General features: G+C 70.3%; 14 protein-coding genes, 3 tRNA genes and 1 pseudogene. All 18 read right to left on the bottom strand.

All coding sequences use genetic code 11. The features are described from left to right. Positions 1–35: 35 nt before the first annotated feature. The 18 genes and pseudogenes from rpoB to ACTMTB_RS02670 all read right to left on the bottom strand — a co-directional run bounded on the left by rpoB (position 36) and on the right by ACTMTB_RS02670 (position 16,476). Complete coding sequence (gene rpoB, locus ACTMTB_RS02755) at positions 36–3,467, bottom strand: DNA-directed RNA polymerase subunit beta (protein ID WP_441142324.1); 3,432 nt, start codon at positions 3,465–3,467, stop codon at positions 36–38. A 574-nt stretch (positions 3,468–4,041) separates the two neighbouring features. Continuing rightward, positions 4,042–4,425 carry a 50S ribosomal protein L7/L12 gene (rplL, locus tag ACTMTB_RS02750; RefSeq protein ID WP_088960246.1) on the bottom strand — a complete coding sequence of 128 codons (384 nt, stop codon included), beginning with the start codon at positions 4,423–4,425 and terminating at the stop codon, positions 4,042–4,044. 54 nt (positions 4,426–4,479) lie between these two features. Further along, positions 4,480–5,025, bottom strand: a complete 546-nt coding sequence (gene rplJ / locus ACTMTB_RS02745; RefSeq protein ID WP_120729737.1) for a 50S ribosomal protein L10 — start codon at positions 5,023–5,025, stop codon at positions 4,480–4,482. Positions 5,026–5,449: 424 nt separating this feature from the next. Then, on the bottom strand, positions 5,450–6,139 hold the full coding sequence (locus tag ACTMTB_RS02740; RefSeq protein ID WP_441142323.1) for a hypothetical protein: 690 nt from the start codon (positions 6,137–6,139) through the stop codon (positions 5,450–5,452). After that, a complete protein-coding gene (locus tag ACTMTB_RS02735) occupies positions 6,136–6,951 on the bottom strand; it encodes an ABC transporter ATP-binding protein (RefSeq protein WP_441142322.1) in 816 nt (271 codons plus the stop codon). The genes ACTMTB_RS02740 and ACTMTB_RS02735 overlap by 4 nt, the downstream gene beginning before the upstream one ends. Before the next feature lie 79 nt (positions 6,952–7,030). Then, positions 7,031–7,747: a 50S ribosomal protein L1 gene (gene rplA / locus ACTMTB_RS02730; protein WP_334569349.1), complete on the bottom strand. Its 717-nt coding sequence runs from the start codon at positions 7,745–7,747 to the stop codon at positions 7,031–7,033. A gap of 83 nt (positions 7,748–7,830) precedes the next feature. Continuing rightward, on the bottom strand, positions 7,831–8,262 hold the full coding sequence (rplK, locus tag ACTMTB_RS02725) for a 50S ribosomal protein L11 (protein ID WP_088960243.1): 432 nt from the start codon (positions 8,260–8,262) through the stop codon (positions 7,831–7,833). 196 nt (positions 8,263–8,458) lie between these two features. Further along, positions 8,459–9,181 carry a transcription termination/antitermination protein NusG gene (gene nusG, locus ACTMTB_RS02720; protein WP_179801890.1) on the bottom strand — a complete coding sequence of 241 codons (723 nt, stop codon included), beginning with the start codon at positions 9,179–9,181 and terminating at the stop codon, positions 8,459–8,461. A gap of 38 nt (positions 9,182–9,219) precedes the next feature. Beyond that, the gene (secE, locus tag ACTMTB_RS02715; protein WP_441142321.1) at positions 9,220–9,624 is read right to left on the bottom strand and encodes a preprotein translocase subunit SecE; all 405 of its coding nucleotides are present in this window, start codon (positions 9,622–9,624) and stop codon (positions 9,220–9,222) included. Positions 9,625–9,836: 212 nt separating this feature from the next. Beyond that, a tRNA-Trp gene (locus ACTMTB_RS02710) sits at positions 9,837–9,909 on the bottom strand. Between the two features lie 127 nt (positions 9,910–10,036). Further along, entirely contained in the window at positions 10,037–10,429 is a 393-nt protein-coding gene (locus tag ACTMTB_RS02705) for a MaoC family dehydratase (RefSeq protein ID WP_441142320.1), read from the bottom strand. 1 nt (position 10,430) lies between these two features. After that, positions 10,431–10,877: a MaoC family dehydratase N-terminal domain-containing protein gene (locus ACTMTB_RS02700; protein WP_280836968.1), complete on the bottom strand. Its 447-nt coding sequence runs from the start codon at positions 10,875–10,877 to the stop codon at positions 10,431–10,433. A 128-nt stretch (positions 10,878–11,005) separates the two neighbouring features. Then, positions 11,006–11,173: a 50S ribosomal protein L33 gene (rpmG, locus tag ACTMTB_RS02695; protein WP_013288652.1), complete on the bottom strand. Its 168-nt coding sequence runs from the start codon at positions 11,171–11,173 to the stop codon at positions 11,006–11,008. A gap of 132 nt (positions 11,174–11,305) precedes the next feature. Continuing rightward, positions 11,306–11,378 (bottom strand) — tRNA-Met (locus ACTMTB_RS02690). A 26-nt stretch (positions 11,379–11,404) separates the two neighbouring features. Beyond that, positions 11,405–11,477 (bottom strand) — tRNA-Thr (locus ACTMTB_RS02685). A 95-nt stretch (positions 11,478–11,572) separates the two neighbouring features. Further along, the gene (locus ACTMTB_RS02680; protein WP_441142319.1) at positions 11,573–14,119 is read right to left on the bottom strand and encodes a putative bifunctional diguanylate cyclase/phosphodiesterase; all 2,547 of its coding nucleotides are present in this window, start codon (positions 14,117–14,119) and stop codon (positions 11,573–11,575) included. 884 nt (positions 14,120–15,003) lie between these two features. Beyond that, a complete protein-coding gene (locus ACTMTB_RS02675; protein WP_441142318.1) occupies positions 15,004–15,291 on the bottom strand; it encodes a DUF1905 domain-containing protein in 288 nt (95 codons plus the stop codon). Positions 15,292–15,385: 94 nt separating this feature from the next. Beyond that, positions 15,386–16,476, bottom strand: a pseudogene (locus tag ACTMTB_RS02670) (epoxide hydrolase). Between the last annotated feature and the right edge of the window lie 18 nt (positions 16,477–16,494).

Genomic DNA, 16,494 nt, shown 5'->3' with positions numbered 1-16,494 from the left:
TCGGGAGCCGGCGAGCCGGCTCCCGACCGCTCACCTCAGACCTCTTCGACCGAGCTCGGCTCGCGCCGGGACAGGTCGATGCCCAGCTCCTCCGCGGCCCGGAACACCTCGTCGTCGGTCTCGCGCATCTCCAGGGCCACGCCGTCGCTGGAGAGCACCTCGACGTTGAGGCACAGCGACTGCAGCTCCTTGAGCAGCACCTTGAACGACTCCGGGATGCCCGGCTCGGGGATGTTCTCGCCCTTGACGATCGCCTCGTAGACCTTGACCCGGCCCAGGACGTCGTCGGACTTGATGGTCAGCAGCTCCTGCAGGGCGTAGGCGGCGCCGTACGCCTGCATGGCCCAGCACTCCATCTCACCGAAGCGCTGGCCACCGAACTGCGCCTTACCACCCAGCGGCTGCTGCGTGATCATCGAGTACGGGCCGGTCGACCGGGCGTGGATCTTGTCGTCGACCAGGTGGTTGAGCTTCAGGATGTAGATGTAGCCGACCGCGATCGGGTCCGGCAGCGGCTCGCCGGAACGACCGTCGAACAGCTGCGCCTTGCCGGAGGACCCGATCAGCTGCTTGCCGTCCCGGTTGGGCAGGGTCGACGCGAGCAGACCGGAGATCTCCGCCTCGCGGGCACCGTCGAAGACCGGCGTGGCCACGTTGGTGTCCGGCTCGGACTCGTGGGCGTCGATCGAGCGCAGCGCCTTCTTCCACTCCGCGTCGTCACCGTCCACGCTCCAGCCGGTCTTGGCGACCCAGCCGAGGTGGGTCTCCAGCACCTGACCGATGTTCATCCGGCTCGGCACACCGAGCGGGTTGAGCACGATGTCGACCGGGGTCCCGTCCTCCAGGAACGGCATGTCCTCGACCGGCAGGATCTTGGAGATGACGCCCTTGTTGCCGTGCCGGCCGGCGAGCTTGTCGCCGTCCTGGATCTTGCGCTTCTGGGCGACGTAGACCCGCACCAGCTCGTTGACGCCCGGCGGCAGCTCGTCGCCGTCCTCGCGGGAGAAGGTACGCACGCCGATGACCGTGCCGGTCTCGCCGTGCGGCACCTTCAGCGAGGTGTCCCGGACCTCGCGCGCCTTCTCACCGAAGATCGCGCGGAGCAGCCGCTCCTCCGGGGTCAGCTCGGTCTCGCCCTTGGGCGTGACCTTGCCGACCAGGATGTCGCCGGGGACGACCTCGGCGCCGATCCGGATGATGCCGCGCTCGTCGAGGTCCGCGAGCATTTCCTCGCTGACGTTCGGGATGTCGCGGGTGATCTCCTCCGGGCCGAGCTTGGTGTCCCGGGCGTCGACCTCGTGCTCCTCGATGTGGATCGAGGTGAGCACGTCCTGCTGCACGAGGCGCTGCGACAGGATGATCGCGTCCTCGTAGTTGTGGCCCTCCCAGCACATGAACGCCACCAGCAGGTTGCGCCCGAGCGCCATCTCGCCCTCGTCGGTGCACGGACCGTCGGCGATGACCTGACCGGCCTCGACGCGGTCGCCCTCGAAGACGACCGGCTTCTGGTTGACGCAGGAGCCGGCGTTGGAGCGGCGGAACTTGTGCAGCAGGTACGTCCGGCGGTGGCCGTCGTCCTGGTGGATGGTGATGTAGTCGGCGCAGAGGTCCTCGATCACACCACCGACCTCGGCGACGACGACGTCACCGGCGTCGACGGCGGCCCGGTACTCCATGCCCGTGCCGACCAGCGGCGCCTCGGCCTTGACCAGCGGCACCGCCTGGCGCTGCATGTTCGCGCCCATCAGGGCCCGGTTGGCGTCGTCGTGCTCGAGGAACGGGATCATCGCGGTCGCGACCGAGGTCATCTGCCGCGGCGAGACGTCCATGTAGTCGACGGCGCTGGGAACCACGTCCTCGGTCTCGCCGCCCTTACGGCGGCACAGGACCCGGTCCTCGGCGAAGGTGCCGTCCGCCTTCAGCGGCGCGTTGGCCTGCGCCTTGACGTACCGGTCCTCCTCGTCCGCGGTCAGGTAGTCGATCTGGTCGGTGACCCGACCCTCGACGACCTTCCGGTACGGCGTCTCGATGAAGCCGAACGGGTTGACCCGGGCGAAGGTGGAGAGCGCGCCGATCAGGCCGATGTTCGGGCCTTCCGGCGTCTCGATCGGGCACATCCGACCGTAGTGCGACGGGTGCACGTCACGGACCTCGAAGCCGGCCCGCTCCCGGGACAGACCACCCGGGCCGAGCGCGCTCAGCCGGCGCCGGTGGGTCAGGCCCGCCAGCGGGTTGGTCTGGTCCATGAACTGGGACAGCTGCGACGTACCGAAGAACTCCTTGATCGCCGCCACCACCGGGCGGATGTTGATCAGGGTCTGCGGCGTGATCGCCTCGACGTCCTGCGTGGTCATCCGCTCGCGGACGACCCGCTCCATCCGGGACAGGCCGACCCGGACCTGGTTCTGGATCAGCTCGCCGACCGTACGCAGGCGCCGGTTGCCGAAGTGGTCGATGTCGTCGGCCTCGTAGCCGTCCTCACCGGCGTGCAGCCGGCAGAGGTACTCCACGGTGGCGACGATGTCGTCCTCGGTGAGCGTGCCCGTGGTGATCGGGACGTCCAGCTCGAGCTTCTTGTTGAACTTGTAACGACCGACCTTGGCGACGTCGTACCGCTTCGGGTTGAAGAAGAGGTTGTCGAGCAGGGTCTGGGCGTTCTCACGGGTCGGCGGCTCGCCAGGGCGGAGCTTCCGGTAGATGTCGAGTAGCGCCTCGTCCTGGCCGGCGATGTGGTCCTTCTCGAGCGTGGTCATCATCAGCTCGGACCAGCCGAACCGCTCACGGATCTGCTCGGCCGACCATCCGATGGCCTTGAGCAGGACCGTGACGGCCTGCCGACGCTTGCGGTCGATGCGGACGCCGACCGTGTCGCGCTTGTCGATGTCGAACTCCAGCCAGGCACCCCGGCTCGGGATGACCTTGACGCTGGAGAGGTCGCGGTCGGAGGTCTTGTCCGGCTGCTTGTCGAAGTAGACGCCCGGGGACCGGACGAGCTGGCTGACCACGACGCGCTCGGTGCCGTTGATGATGAAGGTGCCCTTCGGCGTCATCATCGGGAAGTCACCCATGAACACCGTCTGGCTCTTGATCTCGCCAGTGGTGTTGTTGGTGAACTCCGCGGTCACGAACAGCGGCGCGCAGTAGGTCAGGTCCTTCTCCTTGCACTCCTCGATCGAGGCCTTGACCTCGTCGAAGCGCGGAGCCGAGAAGGAGAGCGACATGGTGCCGGAGAAGTCCTCAATGGGACTGATCTCTTCGAGGATCTCCGCGAGACCCGATCGTGCGTGCGGGTCGTCCGCCGACCGGCCCTGCCAAGCCTCGTTGCCGACGAGCCAGTCGAAGGACTCGTTCTGAATGGCGAGGAGGTTGGGGACCTCGAGGTGTTCGGTGATCCTGCCGAAAGAAACTCGGCGGGGAGCGAAAGCGCTCGACGTACGACTGGTCTTCGCAGGGCGGGAAGCTGCCAAGATGCGTCCTTCCGAGGACCGGTGCTGCAGAACGGCTGGTACGCGTGCACTCCAATGACCCCACCAGAAATATCCGTAAACGGACATTTCCGAGCAGGGGTCAAGTCGGAAGGCAGCGCAAACTAGCAGTGTAGCCGAGAGGCTAACCGCTGTCCAGCCCACCCCGCAGGTCGTCGCGGAACGTGCCTCGGGACCCCGGGAAACCGGGTCTGCCGGGCCGCTCGGAACGCGGCGTTCCTGCGGGCCGCTCGGGTGGCGCGGCGGGTGGTGCTGCCGTTGCCATTACCCAAGTGGTGGCCGTCGCAAGCGCGGAAGGTCTTGCTGGTGTCAGCGTGCCTGGCAGTCCGGTGCCGCGTCAAGGGCCGGCGTCGGGTCGCCGCCCTCTTTCCCGCTCCGGGACCATTGCCGGGCACCACCGTGGTGCCGTACGCCGGGTGCCGGACGTCCTGCTCACGCCGCTGCCACCGACAGCCACCAACCACAGCGGGCGGTGATCCGTTCCCGGATCACCGCCCGCCGCGATGCGGTGTGCCCCGGCTCACGTGAGCCGGGCGCGCGCCTGGTCGTACCTCAATTACTTGAGGGTAACCTTGGCGCCCTCGCCCTCGAGCTTGGCCTTGGCCTTCTCGGCGGTCTCCTTGTTGACCTTCTCCAGGATGGCCTTCGGCGCGGACTCGACCGCGTCCTTGGCCTCCTTGAGGCCCAGGCCGGTCAGCTCACGCACGACCTTGATGACCTGGATCTTCTTGCCACCGTCGCCCTCGAGGACGACGTCGAACTCGTCCTTCTCCGGCTCGGCCTCGGCCGGGGCAGCAGCGCCACCGGCAGCGGCGACCGCGACCGGAGCCGCGGCGGTGACCTCGAAGGTCTCCTCGAACTGCTTCACGAACTCGGAGAGCTCGATCAGCGTCATCTCCTTGAACGCGTCGAGCAGCTCGTCGGTGCTGAGCTTCGCCATGTCTGGCGTCCTTTCCTGAATCTGTTAGGTAAGAACTGGGTGCGCCGGGAGGCCTCAGGCCGCCTCGGCGCCCTCCTTCTCGCGCTTGTCCTGCAGGGCGGCCGCCAGACGGGCGGTCTTGGAGAGCGGAGCCTGGAACAGGGCCGCGGCCTTGCTCAGGTTGCCCTTCATCGCGCCGGCCAGCTTGGCCAGCAGCACCTCACGGGACTCCAGGTCGGCGAGCTTCGTGACCTCGGCCGCGGAAATGGCCTTGCCCTCGAAGACACCGCCCTTGATGACGAGCTTCGGGTTGGCCTTCGCGAAGTCGCGAAGCCCCTTCGCCGCCTCGACGACGTCGCCCGAAACGAAAGTCAGCGCGGTAGGACCGGTGAACAGCTCGTCGAGGCCGGAGATGCCCGCCTCGGTCGCGGCACGCTTGGCCAGCGTGTTCTTCGCGACCGTGTAGGTGGTCTCCTTGCCGAGCGAGCGCCGCAGCTGGGTGAGCTGGGAAACCGTCAGACCACGGTACTCGGTCAGCACCGCAGCGCCCGCGTTACGGAAGCTCTCGGTCAGCTCAGCGACGGCCGTGGCCTTGTCGGCCCGGATCGGCTTGTCCGCCATGTCCCTCCTCTCTCGTTGCTCGAGGCTGGTCGCCGTCGGCAGGCCGGGAGGCCTGGGACGGCGGCGGAGGATCACGACAACGAGAAAAGCCCCGGCGCAGGGCGCACGGGGCGAGGGCCGGCACGATCACCATGGTCGGCGGACCACGGGAGGAGCCGATTTTCGCTTGCCGCCCTGCGCGGGTCGCCCGTCATCGCGGGACCTTCGACCGTGCCGGAGCACGGTGACCAGCGGTCTCTGGGTGGAACTTCGTCACCAGGTTACGGCACGCGACGGTGCGCACCAAATCGCCCCCCACGTGCGCCCGGTCACTCCGGCGCGGCACCTTCCGGCGGCGGTCCGCCGGCGGGCCGGCCCCGCTCAGGGGCGCACCCGGTCAGGGGCGCACCCGGTCAGGGGCGGACCCGGTCAGGGGCGGACCCGGTCAGGGGCGGACCCGGCGCCGCCAGACGTAGCCGGCCAGGGCCACCGCCGCCCAGGCCAGCGCGCCGGCGGTGAGCAGGAGCGCCGTCGAGCCGGCCAGCGGGCCGGTCACCGCCCGGGCGGTCGCCATCACCGGCGGCGCCAGCCAGGGCGCCACCGAGCCGCTCAGGCCGAGGACCAGGGCGCCGACCGCGCCCAGGGCCAGCACCGCCACGCCGTAGCCCGCGCTGCCGGTGACCGCCCGGCTGGCCAGGGCGCCGAGTGCCACCGCCGCGGGCAGGGCCAGCAGGTGGGCCCAGAGCCCGAGGGCGAGACCCACCGGCAGCGACCGGTCCCCCGGCCCCACCGGGCCGGTCACCCCACCGACCAGCCACGGGAAGATCATCGCGACGGCCACCGTGCCGAGTGCGGCCACCGTCGCCGCCAGCAGGCCGGCCGCGCGCTCCCGGGCCGGGCCGAGGACGACCAGGGCCAGCCGCCGCTGCACGTCCGGCTCCACGTCGAGCAGGATCCTGGTCTGCCAGGCCAGCACCGGGAAGAGCACCACCGCGGAGACGCCGTACGCCTCCGCCGGCTGGGCCCGGCCGCCGCCGTACAGGACGCCGAGGGCGAGCAGGCCGGCCAGCAGCGGCGCCAGCGCCCTCCCGGTACGCAGGAAGCCGGCCAGCCGCAGCCGCACCAGCGCGCTCACCGGGACACCTCCCGCGCCGGGCCGTCCGCTCCGACGCCCTCTCCCGCTGCCGGCTCGGGTGACCCGACGTCCGGCGGGGCGGCGTCGGGGCGTACCCGCAGGACGTGGTGGCCCTCGGCGCGCAACCGGGCGACGGCGCCGGCCACCCGCGCGGCCGGCACGGCGACCTCGACCACGGCCATCGGCTCCGCCCCGGCGGACGTCTCCTCGGTCACCACGCCGTCCGCGACGGTCCAGCGGCGGGCGCCCGGCAGCCGGGCGGTCTCCCCCCGGTGGTCGCTGACCAGCACCGACCCGCCGGCCGCCAGCACCTCGTCGACGAGGGCGGGGACCAGCTCGCGGGCGGCGGAGTCCAGGCCCTCCCAGGGCTCGTCGAGCACCAGCAGGCCGGGCCGGCGGAGCATCGCCTGGGCCAGTCCGACCTTCTGCGCGGTGCCCTTGGACAGCTCGGGCAGCTTCACGCCCCGGAACCGGGTCAGGCCCAGCCGCTCGGTCCACCGGTCGGCCTCCCGCGCCGCCCCGGGCCGGGACAGCCCGGCGACCCGGCCCATCGTGATGAGGTAGGCCTGGAGGGTGAAGGGCTGGTCGGCGGGGAACCGCTCCGGCACCCAGCTCACGTGGCGGGGCCGGTCGACGACCCAGCCCCGGCCCGGCCGGAGCACCCCGGCCGCGAGCTGGAGCAGGGTGGACTTGCCCACGCCGTTGCGGCCGAGCACGACCGCCACCTCACCCGGCTCGATCCGGGCCTGCGCCGCCCTCAGCACCCACGGGCCGCGCCGGTGGTACCGGAGCCAGACGTCCTCCAGCAACATGCCGCGAGCCTGCCACAGCCGGACGAACGGCAGGGGCCCCGCCACGAGTCGTGGCGGGGCCCCTGCGCGGGAGTCGTGCTCAGCCTTCGGTCGGGGCCTCGTGCAGGTTCTTCACCAGCTTCGGGTCGACCGGAACGCCCGGGCCCATGGTGGTGGTGAGGACGACCTTCTTGAGGTACGTACCCTTGGCCGCCGACGGCTTGGCGCGGAGCACCTCGTCGAGGACGGCGGCGTAGTTGTCCACCAGCTGGGTCTCGGAGAACGAGGCCTTGCCGATGATCAGGTGCAGGTTGGAGTGCTTGTCCACCCGGAAGGTGATCTTGCCGCCCTTGATGTCCTGAACGGCCTTGGTGACGTCCATGGTCACCGTGCCCGTCTTCGGGTTCGGCATCAGGCCGCGCGGGCCCAGGATCCGCGCGATCCGGCCGATCTTGGCCATCTGGTCGGGGGTGGCGATCGCGGCGTCGAAGTCCAGCCAGCCGCCCTGGATCCGGGCGACGAGCTCGTCCGTGCCCACCTCGTCGGCACCGGCGGCGGCGGCCTCCTCGGCCTTCGCGCCGGCGGCGAACACGATCACGCGGGCGGTCTTACCGGTGCCGTGCGGCAGGTTGACCGTGCCGCGGACCATCTGGTCCGCCTTGCGGGGGTCGACGCCGAGGCGCATGGCGACCTCGACCGTGGCGTCGAACTTGACGTTGGTGGTCTCCTTGGCCAGCTTCACGGCCTCGGCGGGGGTGTAGAGCTTCGACCGGTCGATGACGTCGGCGGCCTTGCGGTAGCTCTTGCTGCGCTGCATTTCTGGTTACTCCTGTGGTCTCTGGCGGGCCGCGGTCATCGCGCGCCCTCCCACGAACTGATCGGGTGAGTGCTCAGGCGACGTCAGTCGCTGACGATGATGCCCATCGACCGGGCGGTGCCGGCGATGATCTTCGCAGCCTGGTCGATGTCGTTGGCGTTGAGGTCGACCATCTTCTTCTCGGCGATCTCACGCACCTGGGCCTGCGACACGGAGCCGACCTTGTCCTTCTGCGGGACGCCGGAGCCCTTCTCCACGCCGGCGGCCTTGAGCAGCAGCCGGGCGGCGGGCGGGGTCTTCAGGACGAAGGTGAAGGACCGGTCCTCGTACACGCTGATCTCGGCGGGGACGATGTCGCCCCGCTGGGACTCGGTCTGCGCGTTGTAGGACTTGCAGAACTCCATGATGTTCACGCCGTGCTGACCGAGCGCGGGGCCCACCGGCGGCGCCGGCGTGGCCTGGCCCGCCTTCAGCTGAAGCGTGAACGTCTTGACGAGCTTCTTCTTCGGAGGCATGTCACTTCCTGGGGCTTGGAACTGGGAAAGGTGCCGGGCCGCGGGCGCGCACGGTCAGCGCGATGCGACAACGACGACGTTCTAGGGTAGCGCAGCGTTGCACCGCCCCGTCCGTCGAGGTCCGTCGAGGTCCAACGGAGGGGCGGAAACGGGTACGCCGGCGGCGGGCGAGTGCCCACCGCCGGCGACCCGGACGTCAGATCTTGGCGACCTGGTTGAAGTTCAGCTCGACCGGAGTCTCCCGGCCGAAGATCGACACCAGCACCTTGAGCTTCTGCTGGTCGGCGTTGATCTCACTGATCGTCGCCGGCAGCGAGGCGAACGCGCCGTCGGTGACGGTGACCGAGTCGCCGACCTCGAAGTCGAGGACCCTGACCTCGGGCTTGGCCTTCTTCTCCACCGCCTCGACCGCCGGGGCCAGCCACTTCAGCACCTCGTCGAGGCTCAGCGGCGCCGGCCGGTCGGCCCGGTCGGTGGCACCGACGAAGCCGGTGACCCCCGGCGTGTTGCGCACGCAGGAGTACGACTCGGCGGTCAGCTCCATCCGGACCAGGATGTAGCCCGGGAAGACCTTGGCCTGGACCTGGGACCGCTTGCCGTTCTTGACCTCGACCTCTTCCCGGGTCGGCACCTCGACCTGGTAGATGAAGTCCTCCATGTCGAGGGAGGTGATCCGGGTCTCGAGGTTGGTCTTGACCTTGTTCTCGTAGCCGGCGTACGAGTGCACCACGTACCAGTCGCCCGGGGCGTAGCGCAGCTTCTGGCGCAGCTCGGCGACCGGGTCGTACTCCTCGTCCGGGGCCGGCTCGGTGGTCGGGAATTCCGGCTCGCTGGCGGCCTCGACCGACTCGTCGCTCGCCGCCGTCGCCACCGTGGACTGGTCGTCCGTGGTCTCGGCGGTCTCGTCGTACTCAGGCACGCTCGCTCACTTCCGTCACTATCGGCTCAGTCGGCCGGTCAGCTGGGGTTGCCGAAGACCCACAGCACGCCCTTCGCGAAGGCGAAGTCGAGAAGGCCGACGATCGTCAGCACCACCGCGACGAACGTCACCACCACGGCCGTGTAGGTCAGCAGCTCCTTGCGGGTCGGCCAGATGACCTTACGCAGTTCGGCGACCACCTCGCGGAAGAAACGCGCGATGCGGGCGAACAGCCCGATCCGGTCGGTGTCGGTACGGGTCTTCGGCCTGCTGTCGGCCGAACCGGCACGGGCCCGCGAACGGGTCGCGGTGCCGCCCCGGGAGACCGGCTCGTCCGCGCCGGTGGCGTCGTCGTCGGCGGCCACGTCGTCAACGAGCTCGTCGCGCTCGTCGCGCAGACCCTCGTCGCCGGCGTCCTCGCCGCGCCGCTTGCTCTCGGCCACTTCGCCCTCCGTCGCGGGATGTCGGTCGTACGCCTCATGGGCGTACGCGGCGTTTGGTCACGCCGGCCGGACCAGCCGTCCCGCGACGGGCCGCGGCCGGCGGACCGGACGAAGGGGCCCGATGCCTCGGAACCACCCCGCCGATGCCACCACCACGGGCCGGACGCCGCCAGTCGGCGGCGCGACCCACGGGAACGGTCAGGCCTGAGGCGCAGGGGTGACAGGACTTGAACCTGCAGCCTGCGGTTTTGGAGACCGCTGCTCTGCCAATTGAGCTACACCCCTGTGCGGCAACGCTCGCCCCGCTCGGCCACGAGGGCCGGGCACGGATCACTTGCCCCACGGCGGACCAGTGTACGGGTAGTGCCCCGACTTTCCCAACCGGCACCGCCCATCACCTGTCCAGCACCGGTCAGCGGGTGGTCCGGACGATCGCCCGGGCCTGCGAGAGGACCTTCTCCCCCAGGCAGGTGGCGGTCACGTCGAGCCTGGTCAGGCCCTCCTCGGTGACCTCCTTCACCACCGCGTTGACCTCGATCTCGGTGCCCTCGTCGTCGTCCGGGACCACCACCGGCCGGGTGAACCGGACGCCGAAGTCGACCACCGCGTCGGGTGCCCCCGCCCAGGTGGTGACGGCCCGACCGACCAGCGCCATGGTGAACATGCCGTGCGCGATCACCCCGGGCAGGCCCACCTTGGTGGCGGTCCGGTCGCTCCAGTGGATCGGGTTGAAGTCGCCGGAGGCGCCCGCGTAGCGAACCAGGTCCGCCCGGGTGATCCGGAACGTCTGAGTCGGCAGTTCCATCTCAGCCCTCCCCACGTACGACGAGCTTGGACCAGACCGCGACCACCGGCTCGCCGGCGACGGTGCGCACGTCGGTGCGGGTGGTCAGGAAGCCGTGCCCGCCCCGGTTGGTGACCTCCTCGATGGTGTTCACGCAGACCAGCTCGTCCCCGGCCACCACCGGACGGGTGTACGCGAAGCGCTGGTCGCCGTGCACCACCCGGCTGTAGTCGACGCCCAGCGCCGGGTCCTCGACGATCTGGCGGTTCGCGGCCATGGTGATCACGAAGGGGAAGGTCGGCGGGGCGACCACGTCCGGGTGGCCCAGCGCCCGGGCCGCCTCCGGGTCGTGGTGGGCCGGGTCGGTGGCGCCGATGGCGGCGGCGAACTCGCGGATCTTTTCTCGGCCCACCTGATAGGGGGCGGTCGGCGGATAGGTCCGGCCGACGAAGGACGGGTCCAGGGACATGCCGCCGAACCTACACGCAAAGCACGAACGCCGATCCGTACGGGAGGGGCGGCGAAAATGCCGCGCCATCCGTGCGGATCGGCGTCCGGGAAGTGCTCAGGGACCGGGCCGGCGATGCCGGCCGCAGGTCAGCGGGTCTCGCGGTGGACCGTGTGCTTGCCGTCCCGGGGGCAGAACTTCTTCAGCTCGATGCGGTCCGGGTCGTTACGACGGTTCTTGCGCGTGATGTAGTTGCGCTCCTTGCACTCCACACACGCCAAAGTGATCTTCGGCCGGACATCGGTCGCCTTCGCCACGGCGGAGTGCCTTCCTCGCTGGGGTATCAACTACGACGCATCAGCCTACGCGGTCGATGCGCGGACATGCAAAGTGGGCGCCAGTGGCGCCCGTTCCACCGGCCGCCGGGAACCAGGCCCGGAGGACGAGAGTAGCGGTGGCCGGACTTGAACCGGCGACACAGCGATTATGAGCCGCTTGCTCTGCCATCTGAGCTACACCGCCGCAGGCGGGTCCAGCCGGACCCTCTGAGCCCCCTTACGGAATCGAACCGTAGACCTTCTCCTTACCATGGAGACGCTCTGCCGACTGAGCTAAGGGGGCCTGCCCGATCACCCGGAGGGCGTCGCGCAGAGGTAACAGTACATGACCTCGCCGCCGAGGTGAAATCGGATCCCCCTGCCCCGCGTTTCCACAGATCAGGGCACAACCCGCAGCCTCGGCGACTCACCCGCGGAGATCGTCTCCGGGTCCACCTGGGCGCCGAACCAGGCCTCCAGGCGCTCGTACGGCAGCGGGCGGCTGAACAGGAAGCCCTGGCCGATCTCGCAGCCGATGTCCTGGAGCAGCTCCAGGGTCAGCTCGCTCTCCACGCCCTCGGCCACCACGGCGAGACCGAACTGCTGGGAGAGCGTGACCACGGCGTTGACGATCGCCAGGTCGCCCGGATCCGTCGCCATCCCCTGCACGAACGAGCGGTCGACCTTGACCTCGTGCACCGGCAGCCGGCGCAGATGGGCCAGCGACGAGTCACCGGTGCCGAAGTCGTCCACCGAGAGCCGCACGCCCAGGTCCCGCAGCCGGCGCAGGGTCGGGATCGGCCGGTCGGTGCCGTCCAGCACCCCGGACTCGCGGATCTCGAGAGTGAGCCGCTGCGGCGGGACGCCGTACTCGGTCAGCAGCTCACCTACCCTGTCGGGGAAGTGCTGGTCGGTGAGCGTACGCGCGGCGAGGTTGACCGCGACGGCGAGCGGCTGGCCGGTGTGGCTCCAGTCCCGGCTGCGCCGCAGCCCCTCCCGCAGCACCACCTCGGTGAGCCGGCCCAGCTGGCCGGTGTGCTCGGCCACCGCGACGAAGTCCTCCGGACTCACCGTGCCGTGTGTCGGGTGTTCCCACCGGGCCAGGCACTCGACCCCGACCAACCGCCGGTCGCGCAGCGTCACCTTCGGCTGGAAGTAGACCTCCAGCGCGCCCTCGTCCAGCGCCCGACGCAGATCGCCGGCGAGGCCGAGCCGGCGCAGCGACCGCGACTCCAACGCCGGATTGAACAGCTGCACACTGCCCGGGACCGACTTGGCCGCCGTCGCGGCCAGGTCCACCCGTTGCAGCAGCGACGCGGCGTCGCTGCCGTGGTCCGGGTGCACCGCCACCCCGACCGCGGTGTCGACGTCGAGGGTGAGGGCGTCGAAGACCATCTCGTCGCGGATCTGCTCGCGCAGCTGGGCGGCCAGTTCCAGCGCCGCCTCGGCGTTCTCCAGCCGGAGGGTGACCAGGAACTCGTCGCCGCCGGCGCGGCCCACCAGGGCCGAGGAGGGCGCGCAGGCGCGCAGCCGCTCGGCCACCTCGACGAGGACCTTGTCGCCCGCGGCGTGGCCGAGGGACTCGTTGACCTGGCGCAGGCCGTCCACGTCGAAGAGCAGCACCGCCACCACCTCACCCGGTGCGCGGATCTTGACCGCCTCGTCGAGCGCGCCGGTGATCCGGCGGCGGTTGGGCAACTTGGTGAGCGTGTCGTGGTACGCGTCGTGGCGCAGCCGGTCGACCAGGCGGGAGTTTTCCAGGGCGACCGCGGCGTGCGCCGCCACGGTCTCGAAGATGGGAATGTCACTGTCGGTGAAGTGGCCCACGTCGCTGAGCCGGTTGGCCACCTCCAGGGTGCCGATGACGGCCTGCCCGGAGCGCAGCGGTACGGCGATGACGTCCTTGACGCCGGTCGTACGCAGCGACGCCCGCAACTCCTCGTCCCCGCCGAGCCGTACGCCGAGCGCCAGGCTCCGCTGCTGCCGTCGGGTCTCCTCCCGGATCACCTCGGGAGTGGGCGCGACGTCGAGCAGACCCGAGTCGTCCACCCGGGCGGTCAACATGACCTCCGGGTGCCGTCCCTGGGCGGGCAGCCAGAGGGTCGCGTACTCGGCCTGCATCAGCGCCCGGATCCGGCCGAGCAGGACGTCCACCAGGTTGCCGCTCTGCCCCTCCGCGGTCATCGCCTTGGTCAGGTCGTACATCCCGCCCAGCGTCCGGTGCTGCCGGAAGAACTGGGCGTACGAGCGGTAGACCAGGGCGACGGCGGCCGCGAGCGCGGCGATGAGGACCGCCGACCACCAGGTGGTGTCCAGCACGATGAGTACGACCAGACCGACCACCACGTTGACCGCAGAGGTCGGCAGCGTCGACGGCGCGTTCCGTAGCACCTTGGCACCGGCCTGCCAGCCGTGCATGACCATGATGACCCCTGCCACGCCGAACAGGGTGGCCAGCGTGAACGTGCTGACCGAGGCGAAAAGGATCCCCCAGGTGCCCGGCCCCACCCCACGGATCGGCGGGAGGGCCAGCAGCACCAGCGCGGCGAAGGACGCCGCAGCGGAGGCGTTGGCCACGTTGAACGCGAGCTTGGCGACCCCGAACCGGTAACGGAGATGGGTGAGCAGGGTCGCCAGCGTGTACGCCAGCACCACCATCAGTGGCGGCAGGAAGTAGAAGGCCAGGACCAGCGGGATCTCGGTGAGCCGCACCCCGAAGGACTGCCTGCCGATCACGAAGTTGAGCATCGGCAGGCCCGCCACCACCATGACGGTGAGCAGAACCGCGGCAATGCCCCATGACCCGAGCGGCGGCGAAGTGACCAGGCCGATCGCGGTGGAGAAGACGATGGCCACGATGGCCAGCGGTCCGGTGACCAACCAGGCGTGTTCGGCGGGCCGCCGAGGGGACGATGCCCCCGCCGATGACGACCGACGGTCGGCCATAACTCTCCTCATCGGTCATCGTGCCGAGGACCGTGGACTGATGGGCGTCAGGTCGCCGTCGACAAGTCTGGGCCCAGACCCGGGCGGGCGCCGACGAGACTACGGAGCCGGCGGGGCCGTCCAGACATAGTCAAAGGTCCGGATCTCAACCGGCCCGTTGCCGATCAGCCCACCGCCGACTCCAGCGGCGAGGGCGACGAGCATGAGCATCACGCCGACCCGCCGGGCCAGCCTTCGACCAGACATTCGCGTGCTCCTGTCGGCAGGGTTGTCGGTGGTGAAGATTCCACGATCGTGCCACAAGCGGGTCGACCCGCAAAGCGGACGGACGGCCCATCGGCGTGGTCCGTACCGGCCGGTTCGGACGGTCGACGACAAGTCACCAGCCGGAGCGACCTGCGGGCGTGAGCAGCGCACAGATGACGCGTCTTCCGTCTTTAGCCGCGATTCCCATCGTCCTCCGGCGAGTGGGACCTTTGCCACGAGAGCCGGCCAGTCAGAAGATCCGGTCAGAAGCGACGGAGGCGGTGGTACGCCCCGGAACGGCCTCAGCCCTCCCCGGGAGCCCGCGGCCTCCGGCCACCGCAGCCGGGCGGGTGAAGCCGGGCGAGGAATCGGTCGACCGGCGCTCCACCGACCGGCGACACATCCACGACCGTCAGAATGCTCTACGCGACGCAGAAGCGCCAGCCCTTAGCCGACAGTAAGCGACGTGAATACGCTCACCCGTCGGCGGCGGCGGCCAGGACGAGGGCTGCAACCCGCTTCTTCGCAGGTCAGGCCGCTCGGTCTCGCTGCGGGTCAGCCACCTCAGGCCGATTACTCCGCTGGGGTGCGGGGCGTGCCGCGCAGGGCCGGCAGCCGGCAAGCGGGGTGCCGCCCGCTCACCCGTCGACCACGAGCTGGACCGTCACCAGGTCTCCGACGTTGAGCCGCTCGGCCGCTCGGACGCCCGCCTTCACCGGCACCACGTACCGCCCGTCCTTGGGGAACAGCGACGTCGTCCACCGGGTCCGCCCGATCCGGGCCCTGACCGGCACCATGCCCCAGCCGTAGCTCACGGACGCGGCGGTCACGCTCAACTCCAGGCAGTCCTCGTCCGGGACGGTGACGAAGTGCCAGGGCGCCGGGCCCTTCCAGAACCACACCTCGCCGCTGAACTCCAGCTCCATCCGGCCAGGATAGGAGGGCGTCTGCCGGAGTGGGGTGACGAGAAGGGCCTGGCGGCTCACTGACCAGGAGGGTCACCCGCGAACCGGAGCGGGCTCAGGATTTCCGCAGCGGCCGGAACGCGGCCCGCACCTCGGTGGAGAAGATCTCCGGCTCCTCCCAGGCGGGGAAGTGGCCGCCGCTGTCGACCTCGTTGAAGTAGGCGACGCCGGGGTAGACCGTCTCGACCCAGCTGCGCGGGGCAGCCCAGATCTCGCCGGGGAACGTCGTGAAGCCGACCGGAACCGCGACCGCCGGAGGAGCCTGGCCGGCCGCACGGGCTCCGGCCACGAACCGTCCGAATTCCCAGTACCACCGGGCGGCCGAGGCGCCGGTGCCCGTCAGCCAGTACAGCGTGATGTTGTCGACGATGCTGTCCCGGGTGAGACCGCCCGCGGGCTCGCCGTCGACGAACGCGCGGGAGATCTTGTAGTAGCTGTCCGTGTCGTGGTCGAGCATCCAGGCCGCCAGCCCGACGGGTGAATCGAGCAGGGAGTAGCCGATCGTCTGCGGCCGGGTGGACTGCTCCAGGAAGTAGCCGAAGCCGTCCGTCGTGAACGTCTCGAGCGCTTTGTGCGCCGCGCGTTCCTGCTCGGACTCCGCGGGCAGTTGGTCCTTGATACCGAGCGCCCCGGCGAGCAGGTTGACGTGGATGCCGAGCAGCCCCTCGGGTGCTTGGCGGCCCATCGCGTCCGTGGCGCTGGCGCCGACGTCGCCTCCTTGGGCGACGTAGCGCGGGTAGCCGAGGCGGTCCATCAGCTCCGCCCACGCGCGTGCGATGCGGCCGGACTCCCAGCCGAGCTCGGTCGGCTCGCCCGAGAAGCCGTAGCCAGGCAGGGACGGCAGCACGAGGTGGAATGCGTCGTCGGGGGTGCCGCCGTGAGCGGTCGGGTCGGTCAGCGGGCCGACGGTCTCCAGCAGCTCGATGACCGAGCCGGGCCAGCCATGGGTCATGATCAGCGGCAGCGCATTCTCCTGCCGCGACTTGACGTGGATGAAGTGGATCTCGACCCCGTCGATCTCGGTCGTGAACTGGGGCAGCCGTTCAGTCTCGCCTCGCACCTGCGCCAGTCGTACTCATCCGTCCAGTAGCGGGCCAGCTCCTGGACCGTCGCCAGCTGCACGCCCTGGGAGCGATCGGTGACCAGCTCTCGTGTGGGCCAGCG

The organism is Micromonospora sp. L32, from assembly GCF_052068055.1.
Lineage (GTDB): Bacteria > Actinomycetota > Actinomycetes > Mycobacteriales > Micromonosporaceae > Micromonospora > Micromonospora purpureochromogenes.
This window is presented reverse-complemented; position numbering and strand designations above follow the sequence as displayed.

Coding starts and splice junctions, on each gene's coding strand:
- ACTMTB_RS02735 (WP_441142322.1), bottom strand. CDS start 6,951: ATGTTGCTGGAGGACGTCTGGCTCCGGTACCACCGGCGCGGCCCGTGG.
- rplK (WP_088960243.1), bottom strand. CDS start 8,262: ATGCCTCCGAAGAAGAAGCTCGTCAAGACGTTCACGCTTCAGCTGAAG.
- rplL (WP_088960246.1), bottom strand. CDS start 4,425: ATGGCGAAGCTCAGCACCGACGAGCTGCTCGACGCGTTCAAGGAGATG.
- rplJ (WP_120729737.1), bottom strand. CDS start 5,025: ATGGCGGACAAGCCGATCCGGGCCGACAAGGCCACGGCCGTCGCTGAG.
- ACTMTB_RS02705 (WP_441142320.1), bottom strand. CDS start 10,429: ATGGAACTGCCGACTCAGACGTTCCGGATCACCCGGGCGGACCTGGTT.
- ACTMTB_RS02680 (WP_441142319.1), bottom strand. CDS start 14,119: ATGGCCGACCGTCGGTCGTCATCGGCGGGGGCATCGTCCCCTCGGCGG.
- ACTMTB_RS02675 (WP_441142318.1), bottom strand. CDS start 15,291: ATGGAGCTGGAGTTCAGCGGCGAGGTGTGGTTCTGGAAGGGCCCGGCG.
- rplA (WP_334569349.1), bottom strand. CDS start 7,747: ATGCAGCGCAGCAAGAGCTACCGCAAGGCCGCCGACGTCATCGACCGG.
- ACTMTB_RS02700 (WP_280836968.1), bottom strand. CDS start 10,877: ATGTCCCTGGACCCGTCCTTCGTCGGCCGGACCTATCCGCCGACCGCC.